Annotated in this window: 15 protein-coding genes; 14 read left to right on the forward strand and 1 reads right to left on the reverse strand. The window is 60.3% G+C overall.

All coding sequences use genetic code 11. The features are described from left to right. Positions 1–5: 5 nt before the first annotated feature. The 5 genes from cobN to cobJ are packed head-to-tail and all read left to right on the forward strand — an operon-like array spanning position 6 to position 6,532. Complete coding sequence (gene cobN, locus ACR0A1_RS07705) at positions 6–3,299, forward strand: cobaltochelatase subunit CobN (protein WP_480866918.1); 3,294 nt, start codon at positions 6–8, stop codon at positions 3,297–3,299. Then, positions 3,296–4,423, forward strand: a complete 1,128-nt coding sequence (gene cobG / locus ACR0A1_RS07710; protein ID WP_480866920.1) for a precorrin-3B synthase — start codon at positions 3,296–3,298, stop codon at positions 4,421–4,423. The genes cobN and cobG overlap by 4 nt, the downstream gene beginning before the upstream one ends. After that, a complete protein-coding gene (locus tag ACR0A1_RS07715) occupies positions 4,423–5,052 on the forward strand; it encodes a precorrin-8X methylmutase (RefSeq protein ID WP_170391845.1) in 630 nt (209 codons plus the stop codon). The genes cobG and ACR0A1_RS07715 overlap by 1 nt, the downstream gene beginning before the upstream one ends. After that, complete coding sequence (locus ACR0A1_RS07720; RefSeq protein ID WP_480866923.1) at positions 5,049–5,777, forward strand: precorrin-2 C(20)-methyltransferase; 729 nt, start codon at positions 5,049–5,051, stop codon at positions 5,775–5,777. Before ACR0A1_RS07715 ends, ACR0A1_RS07720 begins: the two co-directional genes overlap by 4 nt. After that, positions 5,774–6,532, forward strand: a complete 759-nt coding sequence (cobJ, locus tag ACR0A1_RS07725) for a precorrin-3B C(17)-methyltransferase (protein WP_480866924.1) — start codon at positions 5,774–5,776, stop codon at positions 6,530–6,532. Before ACR0A1_RS07720 ends, cobJ begins: the two co-directional genes overlap by 4 nt. Here the strand turns inward: cobJ and ACR0A1_RS07730 are convergent. Continuing rightward, a complete protein-coding gene (locus ACR0A1_RS07730) occupies positions 6,529–7,260 on the reverse strand; it encodes a cobalt-precorrin-6A reductase (protein WP_170391851.1) in 732 nt (243 codons plus the stop codon). The genes cobJ and ACR0A1_RS07730 overlap by 4 nt on opposite strands. Between ACR0A1_RS07730 and cbiE the strand changes: the two genes are divergently transcribed. The 9 genes from cbiE to ACR0A1_RS07775 all read left to right on the forward strand — a co-directional run bounded on the left by cbiE (position 7,259) and on the right by ACR0A1_RS07775 (position 15,795). After that, positions 7,259–8,458 (forward strand): precorrin-6y C5,15-methyltransferase (decarboxylating) subunit CbiE, encoded by a 1,200-nt coding sequence (gene cbiE / locus ACR0A1_RS07735; RefSeq protein ID WP_480866927.1) that lies wholly within the window; start codon positions 7,259–7,261, stop codon positions 8,456–8,458. The two genes, ACR0A1_RS07730 and cbiE, sit on opposite strands and share 2 nt — an antisense overlap. After that, the gene (locus tag ACR0A1_RS07740; protein ID WP_480866929.1) at positions 8,455–8,823 is read left to right on the forward strand and encodes a cobalamin biosynthesis protein; all 369 of its coding nucleotides are present in this window, start codon (positions 8,455–8,457) and stop codon (positions 8,821–8,823) included. Before cbiE ends, ACR0A1_RS07740 begins: the two co-directional genes overlap by 4 nt. Continuing rightward, positions 8,820–9,614 (forward strand): precorrin-4 C(11)-methyltransferase, encoded by a 795-nt coding sequence (gene cobM, locus ACR0A1_RS07745; RefSeq protein ID WP_170512168.1) that lies wholly within the window; start codon positions 8,820–8,822, stop codon positions 9,612–9,614. Before ACR0A1_RS07740 ends, cobM begins: the two co-directional genes overlap by 4 nt. Then, positions 9,601–10,923 (forward strand): cobyrinic acid a,c-diamide synthase CobB, encoded by a 1,323-nt coding sequence (locus tag ACR0A1_RS07750; protein WP_480866931.1) that lies wholly within the window; start codon positions 9,601–9,603, stop codon positions 10,921–10,923. Before cobM ends, ACR0A1_RS07750 begins: the two co-directional genes overlap by 14 nt. After that, entirely contained in the window at positions 10,920–11,648 is a 729-nt protein-coding gene (gene cobA / locus ACR0A1_RS07755; RefSeq protein WP_480866933.1) for a uroporphyrinogen-III C-methyltransferase, read from the forward strand. The genes ACR0A1_RS07750 and cobA overlap by 4 nt, the downstream gene beginning before the upstream one ends. Beyond that, a complete protein-coding gene (cobF, locus tag ACR0A1_RS07760) occupies positions 11,641–12,384 on the forward strand; it encodes a precorrin-6A synthase (deacetylating) (RefSeq protein WP_170512199.1) in 744 nt (247 codons plus the stop codon). Before cobA ends, cobF begins: the two co-directional genes overlap by 8 nt. A gap of 76 nt (positions 12,385–12,460) precedes the next feature. Beyond that, positions 12,461–12,925, forward strand: coding sequence for a DUF302 domain-containing protein (locus tag ACR0A1_RS07765; protein WP_480866935.1), 465 nt, complete (start codon positions 12,461–12,463; stop codon positions 12,923–12,925). 79 nt (positions 12,926–13,004) lie between these two features. Further along, entirely contained in the window at positions 13,005–14,624 is a 1,620-nt protein-coding gene (locus tag ACR0A1_RS07770; RefSeq protein ID WP_480866937.1) for a thiamine pyrophosphate-binding protein, read from the forward strand. After that, a complete protein-coding gene (locus ACR0A1_RS07775) occupies positions 14,611–15,795 on the forward strand; it encodes a CaiB/BaiF CoA transferase family protein (protein ID WP_480866939.1) in 1,185 nt (394 codons plus the stop codon). The genes ACR0A1_RS07770 and ACR0A1_RS07775 overlap by 14 nt, the downstream gene beginning before the upstream one ends. Positions 15,796–15,910: the final 115 nt, after the last annotated feature.

A 15,910-nucleotide genomic window follows, 5' to 3' on the forward strand; every position in this document is an offset into this window, starting at 1 on the left:
GACCTATGCACGTCGTCTTCCGCGAAAGCCATGGGCTCGAAGAAACCGAGACCCCGACCGATCTGGGCCAGAGCCCGGCGGATTTGGTGGTGCTGTCCTTTTCCGACAGTGACCTTGGCGCTTTCGCGGCGGGATGGCATCGTGGTGGTGGGCCTGAAGGACGCATGCCAACGATGCGGCTGGCCAATCTGACGGCGCTGAAGCATCCCCTCTCAGTCGACACCTATGTCGAGCAGACACTGGAGGGCGCAAAGGGCATCCTGATCCGTCTGATCGGTGGAGTGCCCTATTGGGCCTACGGCTTGCAGCAGGTTCTGGCGCTGGCGCAGGCCAAAGGGATTGCACTGGCCGTACTGCCCGCAGACGGTCGCGAGGATACGCGGCTGGATGATTACTCTACCCTGCCTGTCTCGACCCTGCGGCGGCTGGCGCATCTGTGCGACACCGGCGGTGAGGTCGCGGCGCAGGCCGCTCTGGCGCAGATGGCACTGGCTGCGGGGTTGTATGCAGGTCCGGTCATGGGCGCCAAGACCATCCCCGAATGCGGTGCCTGGTGCCCAGATCACGGCGTGATCCCTGCAGAAAACGCTCTGCCCGGTGATGCGAAACGTATCATCGTAACCTTCTATCGTGCTTATCTGACCTCGGCGGACACAGCCCCAATCGCAGCGCTGATCCGCAGCTTGCGCGCGCGAGGTTTTGAGGCCGTCGGCCTGTTTGCCTCGTCGCTCAAAGCACCAAATGCCGCCGATTGGCTGAGCGAGACTATTGTGGCGCTGAAGCCTTCGGCGATCGTCAACGCCACCTCATTCTCAGGCAAGGGCGCATCAGGCACCTCACCTCTCGATGTGGCAGAGGTGCCGGTCTTTCAGGTGGCGCTGGCCACCTCACGCCGCAAAGCGTGGGCCGAAGCGGAACGTGGCCTTTCACCAGCTGATCTTGCCATGCATGTGGTCCTTCCGGAAGTGGACGGGCGGATCAACGCGGGCATCGTATCCTTCAAAGAGCCGGGCAAACGCGACCCGCATCTCGAATATTCTCGCTTCGCTCATCGGGCTGAACCCGAACGGATCGAAGCCATCATCAACCGCATCTCCGGCTGGCTGAACCTTCACGACAAACCCAGAGCGGAGCAGGTTCCGGCGCTGGTACTATCGACCTATCCCGGCAAAGACTGGCAGATGGCACATGCAGTGGGTCTGGATGCGCTGGCCTCGGCCGAGGCAATGTTGCTCGACCTGCAAGGCGACGGGTATGACACCGCGCCTGCCGAGCCAATTGCTGAAACTCTTCTTGATGCCCGGATTTCATGGCCGCTAGAGGATTATCAGGCGGCGCTGGCGGCGCTACCGGAAACACTCCGCGCCGATCTCAATAAGGTTTGGGGCACTCCCGAAGACGACCCTGCTTTCACAAACGGCGCATTCCACTTCACTGCGCTGCGTCGCGGAAAGGCTCTGATCGCGCTGCAGCCCGAGCGCGGCACACCCGAACTGCGCGATGACGACTATCACGATCTGTCGCGCACACCGCGCCACGCCTACGTCGCCTTTTACTTGTGGCTGCGCAAAGGATTGGGCGCGGATGCGCTGATCCATATCGGCGCGCATGGCACGCTGGAATGGTTGCCGGGAAAATCAGTCGCCTTGTGCAACGAATGTTGGCCCGAGGCGTTAATCGGCGATCTGCCGGTGATCTACCCCTTCATAGTCAACGACCCCGGCGAGGCCGCGCAGGCCAAGCGTCGGATCGGGGCGGTTACGTTGGGCCATATCCCACCCCCGATGAAGGAAAGCGGCACACCAGATCGCATGGTGCGGCTGGAAGCGCTGTTGGACGAGTTCTCGAACGCGGACGGGCTAGACCCCAAACGCCGCGATCGCCTGCAGGAAGATATCCGGGACGAGGCGCAGGCGATCGGGCTGGAAAGCGATCTTGGCCTCGATCAGGCCACCTGTACCGCCGAGGCGATCACGCGCATTGACCGATTTGTCTGCGACATCAAGGAAAGCCAATTCGGTGATGGGCTGCATATCTTTGGGCGCGTCCCCGATGAGACGGGCAATTTCGACGCTGCCCCCTCAGCCCAAGCTGAACGCTCTGCCCTGATTGACGCTTTAGCGGGCAAACGAATCGAGGCCGGGCCGTCCGGATCCCCCTATCGCGGGCGTACGGATGTTTTGCCGACCGGGCGGAATCTATATACGACCGACCCACGCTCGGTTCCCACGCGCGCGGCCTACACACAAGGCGTCAAGCTCGCCGAAGAGCTGGTTCGGCGGCATCTGCAGGAAGAAGGCGACTACCCCAAGGGCTTGATCGTCGATCTATGGGGTTCGGCCACTATGCGCACAGCGGGCGAGGAATTCGCCATGGCGCTACACCTGCTGGGGGTGAAGCCGGTTTGGGATAAAGGGTCTGAGCGGGTCTCGGGCATCGAAGTGTTGCCGATCACCGATCTCAGCCGCCCGCGTCTGGACGTAACATTACGCGTCTCGGGTCTTTTCCGGGACGTGTTCCCGACGCTTTCGGCGCTGTACGGTCAGGCTGTCCGCGCATTGACCAAACGAGATGAAGCACCCGACTGGAATCCTTACGCCGGTCAGGAGCCTGCGGCGCGGGTCTATGGGCCAGCCCCCGGCAGCTATGGTCTGAACATGACTCATCTGTCCGAAACCTATTCGGATGAGGCACGCGTGCAAGCGGGTGAGGCTTGGCTTGATGCCAGTTCCTTCGCTTTGGAAGGCGAGCATATAGCGCAAGATAAGGACGGCATCTCTCAGCGCGTCGCCAATGCCGACAGCTTTGTGCACCTACAGGACCTGACCGAAACCGATCTGCTGCTGGCCAACGACTATGCCACGCACGAGGCCGGATTTGCTGCCGCCAAGAAAATCACCGGCGGTACTGCGCAGCTTTATCATCTGGACAATACCAACCCGGACAACCCGCGCGCCCGCACCCTGCCCGAGGAAATCAGCCGCGTCGTTCATGCCCGCGCCGCCAACCCGGGCTGGATTGCCGGAATGCAGCGGCACGGGTTTCGGGGAGCCGCTGAAATCGCGGCGACGCTGGATCATATGGCATCTTTCGCGCATCTGTCCGGCACAGTCGCACCGCATCTGTTCGATCTGTACCACGACGCCACGCTGGGCAATGAAGAGGTCGACGCCTTCCTGCAACAGGCAAACCCGCAAGCACATCAGGCCATGCAGGATCGGTTCCGTGCGCTGCTGGAGGCCGGGCTTTGGCATACCCGCCGGAACTCGATCCGCGCCGACCTGGGGGGGTTGGGATGAGTGCGCCCATCGTGCAAGGCTGGTGCCCCGGCGCCCATCGCCCGATGATGTCCGGTGATGGGCTGGTCGTGCGTGTGCGCCCTCGGCTGGCGCGCTTGGATGCCCAACAGGCTATAGGGCTGTGCGAATTGGCGGAACGGTTCGGCAATGGCACGATCGACCTTACCAACCGCGCCAACCTTCAGCTGCGTGGAGTAAAGGAAACCGACCATCGACCCTTGTTGGCCGCGCTTTCCTCGCTGAACCTGCTGGACGCCGAGCCCGGAATCGAAATTCGCCGCAACATTCTGGTCTCGCCACTCTATGAAGCCGGTGATCTGACCGCTCGGCTGACACAGGAATTGATCCAGCGTCTGGCAGAGCTTCCGGATTTACCTGCCAAGTTCGGCTTTGCCATCGACACAGGTCCCGCGCGTTTATTGGCCGATGACTCGGCGGATATCCGGCTTGAACTCGGTTCAGGCTGCCTGATCCTGCGCGCGGACGGGGCCGAGACCGGGCGAGCGGTGAGCGAAGCCCAAGCAATCGACCAAGTGATCGCGTTGGCGAAGTGGTTTGCGCAAACCCACACAACCGAGACCCGCCGCATGGCACGGACCGTTGCCACATATGGTTTGCCCAGCGAGTGGCAAGGCAGCGCGCCCGGCCCCATTGGCGTGCCTCTTCAACCGGGAGCCTGCGTGCAGGGGACACTCTATGGCGCTGCCTTTGGGCAGCTACCGGCGCGGCAACTCCATTTGATGATCGAAAACAGCAACGCCACTGCCCTGCGGGTCACACCATGGCGGCTGTTCCTGTTGGAAGGCGGGGCGGCGATACCCGCCCTTGACTTTGTCACAGATGGCACCGACCCGCTGAGAACAACCGACGCCTGCCCCGGCGCGCCATACTGCCCGCAGGCACAGGTCGAAACCCGCGGTGTGGCGCGCGCCCTGGCCGCGCGCGTTGCAGGCAGCCTGCATGTATCGGGCTGCGCCAAGGGATGCGCCCGAATGGGTCCGGCCGATGTCACTTTGGTTGGCAATTCCGGACGATTTGACCTTGTCAAACAAGGCCGTGCGGGGGATGAGCCCTGCCAACGCGGCCTGACCGAAGAAACACTCATGACCATGGACTTCACCTGATGCCCTATGAATACGAAACCGACGGCGCGGCGATCTACAAGCAGAGCTTTGCCACCATCCGATCCGAGGCTGATCTGGCCCGGTTCGATGCCGATGAAGAACAGGTCGCCGTTCGGATGATCCACGCCGCAGGGATGGTCGGGCTGGAAGAGTTCGTCCATTTCTCGGACGGTTTTGTCTCGGCAGCGCGTTCCGCGCTGGAAAATGGCGCGCCGATCCTGTGTGATGCCCGCATGGTCAGCGAAGGCGTCACCCGCTTTCGCCTGCCCGCCGACAACGAAGTGATCTGCACCCTGCATGACGAGCGTGTTCGACCTCTGGCTGCCGAAATGAGCAACACGCGCTCTGCCGCCGCGCTAGAGCTGTGGCGTCCGCATCTGGAAGGAGCACTGGTCGCGATCGGTAACGCCCCTACCGCGCTTTTCCACCTGCTGAACATGTTGGAAGATCCCGACTGCCCACGCCCCGCTGCCATTATCGGCTGCCCGGTGGGCTTCGTCGGAGCGGTCGAGTCCAAGGATGCCTTGTGGGAAGCGCAGCCCGTACCCTCCTGCATCGTCAAAGGCCGTTTGGGAGGCAGTGCGATCACAGTTGCTGCCATCAATGCTATCGCGAGCCGCACGGAATGAGCGGGGGTAAAATATACGGCGTGGGCCTCGGCCCCGGCGATCCGGACCTGATGAGTGTCCGTGCGGACCGCCTGCTGCGCAATGCCCGCCATGTGGCGTTTTTTCGCAAACCTGGCCGCACAGGTCAGGCCCGCAAGATCGTCAATGGAATGATCCCCGGCGACGCCATTGAGTTTCCAATGGAGTACCCGGTAACCACCGAAATCCCGGTGACGGATCCAAGGTATAATGAACTCCTTTCGGTGTTTTACGAAGACTGTGCCGCACATCTGAAGTCGCTTACCGAAAATGGTGAGGATGTAGTGGTTCTGTGCGAAGGCGATCCGTTCTTCTATGGATCATTTATGCACCTTTACAATCGACTACGAGACATATCTGAAGTCGAAGTCGTACCTGCCATAACCGGCATGTCCGGCGCCTGGACCGCAACCGGTGACCCGATAACTTGGGGCGACGATGTCCTCACGGTTCTTGTTGGAACCTTGCCCGAGGATACGCTGACTGAACGCATGACCCAGACCGACGCGCTGGTTGTCATGAAGATCGGGCGGAACTTCGACAAGGTAAAGCGCGCGCTGAGACAGGCCGGGCTTTATGATCGCGCGTGGATCGTCGAATACGCTCAGATGCCGAACCAACGGGTCTGCAGACTGTCTGATAATTGCGAAGGAATCACGCCCTATTTCTCAATCATTCTGGTTCATGGACAGGGACGCCGACCATGAGCGGTTGGGTCAAGATCGCTGGCCTTGGGCCTGGAAACGAAGCACTGATCACCCCCGAAGTCACTGCCGCGCTTGCAGAAGCGACGGACGTGGTTGGCTACATCCCTTATGTTGCTCGGGTGGCGGAGCGTGAGGGGTTGACCCTGCACGCCAGCGATAACCGGGTCGAGATCGACCGCTCTCAGCACGCTTTGCAAATGGCGGCCGACGGTAAGCGCGTCGTTGTGGTTTCATCTGGCGATCCCGGCGTGTTTGCGATGGCCGCAGCGGTGTTTGAAGCGCTTGAAAACGGGCCGAATGACTGGCGCGACATACAGATCGAAGTGTTGCCAGGGATCACTGCGATGCTGGCGGCTTCGGCCCGCGCTGGGGCACCGTTAGGGCATGATTTCTGCGCCATCAACCTGAGCGACAACCTGAAGCCATGGCCACTGATCGAAAAGCGCCTCCGACTTGCCGCGCAGGGCGATTTCGCCATGGCGTTCTATAACCCTCGCTCGAAGTCTCGACCGGAAGGGTTTGAAAAAACGCTGGAAATCCTGCGGGAGGAATGTGAGCCGGAACGACTGATCCTGTTCGCACGCGCCGTATCCCGCGAGGATGAGGCTTTGCGGATTTCAACTCTGGAAGAAGCCACGGCAGATATGGCGGACATGCAGACCGTCGTCATCGTCGGCTCGTCCCTGACCCGCATAGTCGAGCGCAACAGCGCCCCGATCGTCTACACCCCGAGATTCACGCTGGCCAAGGATTAAGTATGCGCCAGCCAGTCCAAGACCTGCGTGACATTTGCCAACTCGGTCCGCTTCGGCAGGGTCGGACGGTCTATCATCAGAACCGGCAAGCCCAGCGCCCTGGCGGCATCCAGTTTGGCCCGCGCGCCGGTGCCACCCGCATTCTTGGATACAATCAATTGCGTATGGTGACGTTCCATCAAGGCCCGGTCCTCTTCAACAGAAAACGGGCCCCGCGAAACGATCACATCGCTTTTCGGAAGCGGCAATGCGTCCGGATCGTCTACAAGCCGCAAAAGATAGTGATGCTGAGGTTGGGCTGCGAAGTCATGAAGATGCATGCGGCCAACTGCCAGGAAGACGCGGCGGGCTGGACCGGCCAGAGCTTCAACCGCACCTTCAATATCCGGTACGTGCTGCCAGTTGTCCCCGTCTTGCGCGACCCAAGCAGGTCGCGTCAAAGCGGCCAAGGGCGTTGCGCCCCCCGCACAGGCTTCCACCGCATTTCGGCTCATCTGTGCCGCAAAGGGATGAGTCGCATCGACAACATGGCTGACGCCGTGCTCGTGAATGTACCGCGCCAGTCCCGCTGCACCACCAAACCCGCCCACGCGCATCGGCACGGGTTGCGAGCGCGGGTTATCGACACGTCCAGCGTAGGAATATGTAGCGGGAATGCCTTGATCGGCAACCGATTTTGCCAGAGCATTCGCCTCGGTCGTGCCACCAAGAATCAGGAGGTTGGGCATGTCTGAAACTCCGTGGTTGACCGTTCTGGGTTTGGGCGAAGATGGACTGGATGGCCTGTCCCCTGCAAGCCGTCAAGTGCTGGACCGCGCTGAGATTGTCATGGGTCCGACACGCCACCTGTCGTTGATCCCAGACAGCGCGGCGGAACGGATTGAATGGCCGGTCCCATTTGCCGATGGCCTGCCAATTCTGACCGCATTGCGCGATCGGCAAACCGTTGTGCTGGCCTCGGGTGATCCGTTCTGGTTCGGGGCCGGGTCCGTTATCGCGCGTAATTTCAATGCGAACGAATGGATTGCCCTACCCGGCCAGTCGACCTTTTCGCTTGCTGCTGCGCGGCTTGGTTGGCCGCTTGAAAACACGTTGACCTTCGGGCTACATGCCGCGCCTCTGACGCGCCTTCGCCCTCACTTGGCACCCGGCCTGCGCGCGATTCTCTTGCTGCGCGACGGCAAAGCCGTAGCCGAGCTTGCGACCTATCTGGGCGAAACCGATTTTGCCGATTGCACTCTGCACGTCATGGAAGCGCTCGGTGGCCCCCGTGAACGCGCGCGCAGCGTGTCGCTGACCGAGGCGTTGCTTGGAACCTTCGAACATCCGGTTTGTGTCGGTCTTGATGTCGCGGGTGCTGGGCGTGCCTTCCCCAAAGCCTCGGGAAAGCCCGATGACATCTTTGAAACCGACGGCCAGATCACCAAGCGCCCCATTCGCGCGCTAACCCTATCGGCGCTTGCCCCTCAGCGGGGTGAGCATCTGTGGGATATTGGCGGCGGCACCGGTTCGATCAGCATCGAATGGCTGATGTGCGATCCGACGCTAACTGCAACGACTATCGAGCCGCGTGCTGATCGGGCCGAACGCATTCGTCGAAACGCCAATACACTGGGGCAGGATCGGTTGTGCGTTGTGCACGGTTCTGCACCAGCGTCGTTGGCTGATCTTGACCGACCCGATGTGGTGTTCATCGGTGGCGGACTTAGTGCGGATCTGCTGAACTGGCTACACGCTAATCTTCAGGCCGGCACGCGGCTGATCGCCAATGCGGTGACACTCGAAAGCGAAGCGCTGCTAGCTGAATGGCACGACAAGCTGGGCGGAGACCTGCTGCGCATCGAGCTGGCGCAGGCAGCTGCGCTTGGTCCACGGCGAGGCTGGAAATCTGCCTACCCAGTGGTGCAGTGGAGCCTCACGTTATGATCGTCGCGGGGTTAGGTTTCTCATCCTCTGCTACGCTGGCCAGTCTTCGTGCCGCTTTCGAGCTTGCCTCGACAGGAAAAACTGTCGATGCCCTTGCGACCGTTGCGGACAAGGACGGACACACCGCACTTGCCGCGCTTGCAGAAGCAACTGAGCTGCCGATACATTTCATTCCGGCAAATGATCTTGCCGAACAACGCACACTTACTTGCTCAACCCGCAGTCGCGCCACATATGGCACCGGCAGCGTGGCCGAAGCATCCGCTCTTGCTGCCGCCGGACATGGCGCGCGGCTGATTTCACCCAGACAAATCTCGGACGACCGGCTTGCAACCTGCGCCGTCGCCATCGGAGGACAGACATGACCGTTCATTTCATCGGCGCCGGACCGGGCGCCGCCGACCTGCTGACCCTGCGCGGGCGCGATATCATCGCCTCCTGCCCGGTGTGCCTCTATGCGGGTTCATTGGTACCCGAGGAGATTCTGGGCCACTGCCCCAAAGGCGCGAAGATCATAAACACCGCACCCATGGATCTGGATCAGATCATGGCCGAAATCGAAGCAGCGCATAAAGCTGGACAGGACGTGGCGCGGCTGCATTCCGGGGACCTCTCGGTCTGGTCGGCGATGGGTGAGCAAATCAGACGTCTGAAAGAGATGGGTGTCCCGGTCAGCGTCACGCCCGGTGTACCCTCGTTTGCGGCTGCGGCTGCAGCGCTCGGGACCGAGCTGACACTGCCCGGTCTGGCGCAATCAGTGGTCTTGACCCGCACGCCCGGGCGTGCGTCTTCGATGCCGGAAGGCGAGACACTGAAAAACTTCGCTAAAACAGGTGCGACTTTGGCTATCCACCTTTCGATCGGAAATCTGGATAACGTCATCGCCGACCTGACACCTGCCTATGGGGCAGACTGCCCGGTCGCCGTGGTCTACCGCGCTAGTTGGCCGGATGAGAAGATCATCCGCGCAACGCTTGCCACGTTGAAGGAGGCGCTGGACAACAGCATCTCGCGCACCGCACTGATCATGGTTGGTCCGGCGCTTGCAGGTGAAGGGTTTGACGAAAGCTGTCTGTATTCCAAGACATATGACCGCCGCTATCGCCCTCAAAGCGCCGACAGTCCGTGGTCGAGCTGGAGCCATGGTGATGACTAACCCACCGGGAATACTGATTTCCGCTCCATCGTCGGGTACAGGCAAGACCACAGTCATGCTAGGATTGCTCCGGGCGCTGGCCGAGGACGGCTTGACCGTACAACCGTTCAAAAGCGGACCGGACTACATCGACCCGGCTTTTCACCGGGCTGCGGCAGGCCGTGCCTCGTTCAATCTGGATAGCTGGGCGATGGGGGAGACGCTGCTAAGCGCGATCTCTGAGCAGGCGACGGGCGCGGATATTGTGGTGGCCGAAGGCTCAATGGGTTTGTTTGATGGCGTCGCCAAACCCGGAGAGCTGGGGCATGGGTCGAGCGCTGAAACGGCGCTGCGCATGGGATGGCCGGTCGTTCTGGTCCTGGATGTCGGAGGACAGGCGCAATCGGCGGCGGCGACCGCGCTTGGCTTTCGGATGTATAACCCCGATCTACCTTTTGCCGGAGTGATCCTGAACCGTTGTGCCAGCCCAAGACATGAGCGGCTGACGCGGCTGGGCCAGGAACGGGCTGGATTGCCGGTTCTGGGCGTTCTTCCGCGCCGAGGTGATCTGACCCTGCCCGAAAGGCATCTAGGCCTGATCCAGGCGGTTGAGCATCCGGATCTGGAAACGGCAATCGCCGGATATGCCGCATTCCTGCGTGAACATGTCGATCTGGATGCGATCAAACGGGCGGCCTCCTCAGGCCCTGCTGGGCCATCGTCAGCCGCGCTGCCGCGCCCCCCCGCGCAGCGGATCGCACTGGCCCGTGATGCAGCGTTTTCATTTACCTACCCGCATCTGCTGGAAGGGTGGCGCAGCGCCGGTGCAGAAATACTGCCCTTTTCGCCACTGGCAAACGAAGCGCCAGCTGCAGACGCTGAACTGGTCTGGCTACCGGGGGGCTATCCCGAGCTGCACGCAGGAACCCTGGCGGCAGCAGATACTTTCTTGACGGGGCTGCGCAAACACGCGGAAACGCGGCCCGTGCATGGTGAATGCGGGGGCTATATGGCATTGGGGGAAGTTCTGGTCGACAAGGAAGGCGCGCCACATCAGATGGCGGGGTTGTTGGGTCTGCAAACCTCATACCAAAAGCGCAAATTCAACCTTGGCTATCGTAGGGCTGAACTTTTGGCGTCGATGCCTGGCTTTGCCAAGGGTACCGCCTTGCGCGGACATGAGTTCCACTATTCCTCGATCATCGAACAACCTGACGCTCCTCTTGCGCGAGTCTTCGATGCCGAGGGGGCCGAAGGCCCTCAGACAGGATCGCGACGCGGCAATGTCACCGGCACATTTTTCCATCTTATTGCAGAGGCCTCGGCATGACCGGTTTTGTCTCTTTCATTGGCTCCGGTCCGGGTGATCCGGAGCTACTAACGCTCAAGGCCGTAGACCGGATGCAGAAGGCCGATGCGGTGCTGTTTGATGATCTCAGCAGCGGCCCGATCCTGACCCATGCGCGTGACGATGCTGATCTGGTTGGTGTTGGCAAACGCGCCGGTCGCCCTTCGCCAAAGCAGGATCACGTCAGCCGATTGTTGGTGGAGTATGCGCAGACCGGTCAGCAGGTGGTACGCCTGAAATCCGGTGATGGAGGATTGTTCGGTCGACTGGAGGAAGAATTGGTCGCGTTGCAGGCAGCCGGCATCAAATATGAGATCATTCCCGGCATCCCCTCTGCCGTCGCGGCGGCAGCTGCCGCTGGTATTCCTCTGACCCGACGCCTGACTGCACGTCGTGTTCAATTCGTCACCGGGCATGACGTAAGTGGCAAATTGCCGACCGATCTGAACCTTCCCGCCCTGGCTGACGCTACCGCGACAACGGTCGTATTTATGGGCAAGCGCACTTTTCCCTTGCTGGTCGAAGCCCTGAGCGCGCATGGCTTGCCTTTGGACACGCCTGCATTGATGGCCGAATCTGTTTCAACTCCCGAGCAATCCTTGCATCGCTCCACAATCGGAGACCTGTCCGACAAGCTGCGATCCGAGGTTGGAACCGCCCCGGCCCTGATCCTGTATGGCCCGCTGGCAGGGTTCGAAGATGTTTGAACTGATTCTGATCGGAATCGGCACGGGTAATCCCGACCACCTGACCTTTCAGGGGGCGAAGGCGATAAGATCAGCGGACCTGATCCTGATTCCGCGAAAAGGAGAGAACAAAGCTGATCTGGCCGGTGTGCGCGAAGACATCATCACGCAGGTCACCGACAAACCTGCACGGATCGCCTATTTCGACGTTCCCAAACGCCGGGCAGATGACGGTTATCTCCGAGGCGTCGACGAATGGCACGACGCAATTGCCCTGCGCTGGCACGAGGCGATTTCAGCCTACCCGGACGCGCAGAAGGTGGCGTTGCTGATCTGGGGTGATCCGTCGCTGTATGACAGTTCGCTAAGAATTGCAGCGCGGCTGGACCCGCAACCGCAAGTCCAGGTTATGCCGGGAATCACAGCGTTACAGGCGTTGACTGCAGCCCATGCGATCCCGATCAATGATCTGGGCGCGCCCTATGTCGTGACCACAGGCCGTCGCATCCGCGATGATGGGTGGCCTGAAACGGCGTCGAAAGTGGCCGTAATGCTGGATGGCGAATGCTCGTTCCAGAGCCTGAAGATGACCGATTATGACATCTGGTGGGGGGCATATGTGGGCATGAAAGAAGAGATTCTGATCAAAGGCCCATTGGCGGATGTGGCGCAAGACATTCTGGATACCCGCGCGCAGGCCCGTTCTGATCACGGCTGGATCATGGATATCTATCTGCTGAAGAAACGTGCGGCCTGACGCGCGCACAGGATTGTGAGCCCCGTTTCAGCGCTTTTCTGTCATCAATTCCCCAGTCAACAGGAAGGGAAAGAACATGAGGGCGCTTTGGGCTGCGATCTGCCTGCTGGCGATGCCTGCTTGGGCCGACGGCATCGAACCTCTTACTGGATGGGCGGTTTACTCCAGCGGAAAAAGCTATGAGACCCTCGTGGATGACACAAAGGCCGCGGTAAAGGAAAACGGCCTGATCGTTGTGACACAGGCCGGGCCGACCAAAGCGGCGGCCTCGCGCGGTATCACCATTCCGGGCAACCGGGTGATTGGCGCATTCAACAACGATTACGCAGTTCGGGTTCTTGAAACCTCGACCAACGCGATGATCGAAGCGCCCATCCGTTTCTACGTGACCGAGAACGAGGACGGCACTGCAACCCTTTCTTACAAGACACCAAGCTTCGTCTTTGCCCCTTACGCAGACGAGGGCGGAGACGCTCTGCGCGAGATTGCCACAGAATTGGACGCAAAGTTTCAGGCCATAGCGGAAAACGCCGTCAAATAGTCACACTGACGTGAACCTGCTTGCGTCCGGACGCGTCCTCCGCAATCTGCTGACAGATAACTTTGTCGGAGCTTGATTAATGCAGGACCTGTCTCCCCGCGCTGCGGATTTGTTGGCACAACGCCTTTTCGAGGCCGGATGCCGCCATGCGTTCGGAATGCCCGGCGGCGAGGTTCTGACATTGGTGGATGCGCTGGAACGCGCGGGCATCACCTTTCATCTGACCAAGCATGAAAACGCCGCCGGTTTCATGGCCGAAGCCGTTCATCACCGCGATGGCGCGCCCGCGATTCTGGTGGCGACGCTTGGCCCCGGTGCCATGAATGGCATCAATGTGGTCGCGAACGCCTTGCAGGATCGGGTGCCGATGATCGTGCTGACCGGATGCGTTGATGCGGATGAGGCGCTGACTTACACCCATCAGGTGATGGATCACGCGCAAGTCTATCGCTCAATCACCAAGGGTACCTTCATGCTGACGGCTAACGGAGCTGATATCATCGCAGACAAGGCGGTATCGCTCGCTAACCAGCCGCGCCCTGGCCCGGTGCACATTGATGTGCCGATCTCGGTGGCCGATACGCGCGTATCAGAGGTTAAACGTCGCCGACTGGCGAAAACCGCCCCTGTCGCCCCCGGCGCGGAATGTCTGGAAAAGGCCCGTCGCTGGGTGGCTGAGGCCGAGCGTCCCTTGGCGATCATCGGTCTTGATGTTCTTTACGACGACTCGCGCTGTGTGGTGCGAGCATTTTTAGAGCATTTCAACATTCCCTTTGTCACCACCTACAAGGCCAAGGGGGTGGTGCCCGAGGATCATCCACTCTGCCTGGGCGGGGCGGGTTTGTCTCCGCTGGCCGATAAGCACCTAGTCCCGCTGGTGGAACAGGCTGATCTGGTACTGTGTTTGGGATATGACCCTATCGAGATGCGCCCCGGCTGGCGCGAGATATGGGACCCTGAAACCAAGCGCGTGATCGACATATCAGCCGTGGTGAACGATCATTACATGCATCAGGCTGGGCTAAATCTGGTCGCCGACACCGGCGCAACGCTTGAGGCCATCGCCAAGGGCAACCCTGCCGGCAAGACTTGGCCGAATGGTGAGCCTGAACAGGTCAAGGCGGCGCTGGCGAATGCTTTTCCGTCAGATGAAGACTGGGGACCGGCGGCAATCATCGCAGAAACTCGTGCCGTTCTGCCACCCGAGACCCTCGCCACGGCCGACAGCGGCGCGCATCGCATTCTGCTCAGTCAGATGTGGGAGTGTTCGGTGGCACGCGGGTTGATCCAGTCCTCGGCGCTCTGCACCATGGGGTGTGCCGTTCCGATGGCGATCGGTCTGAAATTGGCCGAACCGGATCGCCCCGTGATCAGCTTTTCTGGCGATGCCGGCTTTCTGATGGTTGCCGGAGAGCTGTCGACTGCCGCCGAATTGGGTGGCAACCCAATCTTTCTGGTCTTTGTCGATGCCAGCCTTGCGCTGATCGAGCTGAAACAACGCCAGCGCCAGATAGGCAATCGCGGAGTGGATTTTGACCGCCATGACTTTGCGGCTTTAGGCCGCGCATTCGGCGGTTATGGTCACACAGTTCGTAGCCGCGACGATTTGCGGGCTGCATTGGATCAGGCGTTGAAAGCGGACAAGTTCACTGTCATTGCTGCGGAAATTGACCGTGGAGGATATGATGGCCGCATCTGAAGGACCGCTGAAAGGCGTCAAGGTACTGGACCTGTCTCGCATTCTGGCAGGACCCACTTGTACGCAGTTGTTGGGCGACCTTGGCGCTACCGTCATCAAAGTCGAAAACCCGGCGACCGGTGGTGATGATACGCGGCAATGGGGCCCTCCTTACGCCGAGGATGCGGATGGCAACCGCTCAGACCTGAGCGCATATTTCATGTCCTCCAACCGCAACAAGAAATCGGTCGCCTTGGATATCGCAACACCCGAAGGACAGGCGGAAGTCCGACGCCTAGCCTCGCACGCTGATATTCTGATCGAGAATTTCAAGCCCGGTGGACTGGCGAAATACGGGCTCGACTACGCAACCTTGTCCAATGAGTTTCCTGACCTCGTCTACTGTTCGATCTCAGGCTACGGGCAGACAGGCCCAAACTCATCGAAGCCCGGATATGATCTTATGGCGCAAGGATATGGCGGGATCATGTCTCTGACCGGAGACGCCGACGGCGCGCCGATGAAAGTAGGCGTCGGAATTGCTGACGTGATGTGTGGTATGTATGCCTGCGTTGGTATTCTGGCTGCGCTGCGTCATCGCGACATGTCTGGCGAGGGTCAGCAGATCGATCTGGCGCTGGTGGATGCACAGATCGCTTGGCTGATCAATGAAGGCGTGAATTATCTGACCTCGGGCGAAGTGCCTCGGCGGCGCGGCAACGGGCATCCCAATATTGTGCCTTACGAGGTCTATCAGACGGCGGATGGGCACGTGATTCTGGCCGTTGGAAATGACAGTCAGTTCAAAAGATTTTGCAGCTTCATCGAAAAGCCAGAGCTTGCCGACGATCCTCGATTCGCCACCAACCCGGCCCGTCTTGAAAACCGGGACGCGTTGAATGCAATCCTGCGCCCTGCTGTTCAGGCGCTGAATACAGGCAGCGTTATCGCGGGGCTTGAAGACCTGAAAGTCCCTGTTGGCCCGGTGCGGACGCTCGATCAGGTTTTTGCCTCGGATCAGGTCGCTGCCCGCCAGATGCAGATCTCGATGCAAGCTGAACCTGGCGAGGTGCAACTGATCGGGAATCCCCTGAACCTGTCACGCACGCCTGTAACATATCGCAGCGCACCACCGGTCTGTGGGGCTGACACACAGGCTGTTCTGAACGCGGAAAACCCCTTCGAAGATTGAAACACTCTGCCCGTTTAGGCGGCAAGTTGCTGAAACATGCCCTTGAATCGGCGGTTTTTTTCGCGTTTCTCACACACGGGATTTCACCAATTCGAGAGCAGGGTCGATACTGTTA

The sequence above is a fragment of the Ruegeria sp. D6 genome (assembly GCF_056534365.1).

What these genes read in the sequence shown, in the direction of transcription:
- cobN (WP_480866918.1), top strand. Translation starts at nt 6, where the DNA reads ATGCACGTCGTCTTCCGCGAAAGCCATGGGCTCGAAGAAACCGAGACC.
- cobG (WP_480866920.1), top strand. Translation starts at nt 3,296, where the DNA reads ATGAGTGCGCCCATCGTGCAAGGCTGGTGCCCCGGCGCCCATCGCCCG.
- ACR0A1_RS07715 (WP_170391845.1), top strand. Translation starts at nt 4,423, where the DNA reads ATGCCCTATGAATACGAAACCGACGGCGCGGCGATCTACAAGCAGAGC.
- ACR0A1_RS07720 (WP_480866923.1), top strand. Translation starts at nt 5,049, where the DNA reads ATGAGCGGGGGTAAAATATACGGCGTGGGCCTCGGCCCCGGCGATCCG.
- cobJ (WP_480866924.1), top strand. Translation starts at nt 5,774, where the DNA reads ATGAGCGGTTGGGTCAAGATCGCTGGCCTTGGGCCTGGAAACGAAGCA.
- cbiE (WP_480866927.1), top strand. Translation starts at nt 7,259, where the DNA reads ATGTCTGAAACTCCGTGGTTGACCGTTCTGGGTTTGGGCGAAGATGGA.
- ACR0A1_RS07730 (WP_170391851.1), bottom strand. Translation starts at nt 7,260, where the DNA reads ATGCCCAACCTCCTGATTCTTGGTGGCACGACCGAGGCGAATGCTCTG.
- ACR0A1_RS07740 (WP_480866929.1), top strand. Translation starts at nt 8,455, where the DNA reads ATGATCGTCGCGGGGTTAGGTTTCTCATCCTCTGCTACGCTGGCCAGT.
- cobM (WP_170512168.1), top strand. Translation starts at nt 8,820, where the DNA reads ATGACCGTTCATTTCATCGGCGCCGGACCGGGCGCCGCCGACCTGCTG.
- ACR0A1_RS07750 (WP_480866931.1), top strand. Translation starts at nt 9,601, where the DNA reads ATGGTGATGACTAACCCACCGGGAATACTGATTTCCGCTCCATCGTCG.
- cobA (WP_480866933.1), top strand. Translation starts at nt 10,920, where the DNA reads ATGACCGGTTTTGTCTCTTTCATTGGCTCCGGTCCGGGTGATCCGGAG.
- cobF (WP_170512199.1), top strand. Translation starts at nt 11,641, where the DNA reads ATGTTTGAACTGATTCTGATCGGAATCGGCACGGGTAATCCCGACCAC.
- ACR0A1_RS07765 (WP_480866935.1), top strand. Translation starts at nt 12,461, where the DNA reads ATGAGGGCGCTTTGGGCTGCGATCTGCCTGCTGGCGATGCCTGCTTGG.
- ACR0A1_RS07770 (WP_480866937.1), top strand. Translation starts at nt 13,005, where the DNA reads ATGCAGGACCTGTCTCCCCGCGCTGCGGATTTGTTGGCACAACGCCTT.
- ACR0A1_RS07775 (WP_480866939.1), top strand. Translation starts at nt 14,611, where the DNA reads ATGGCCGCATCTGAAGGACCGCTGAAAGGCGTCAAGGTACTGGACCTG.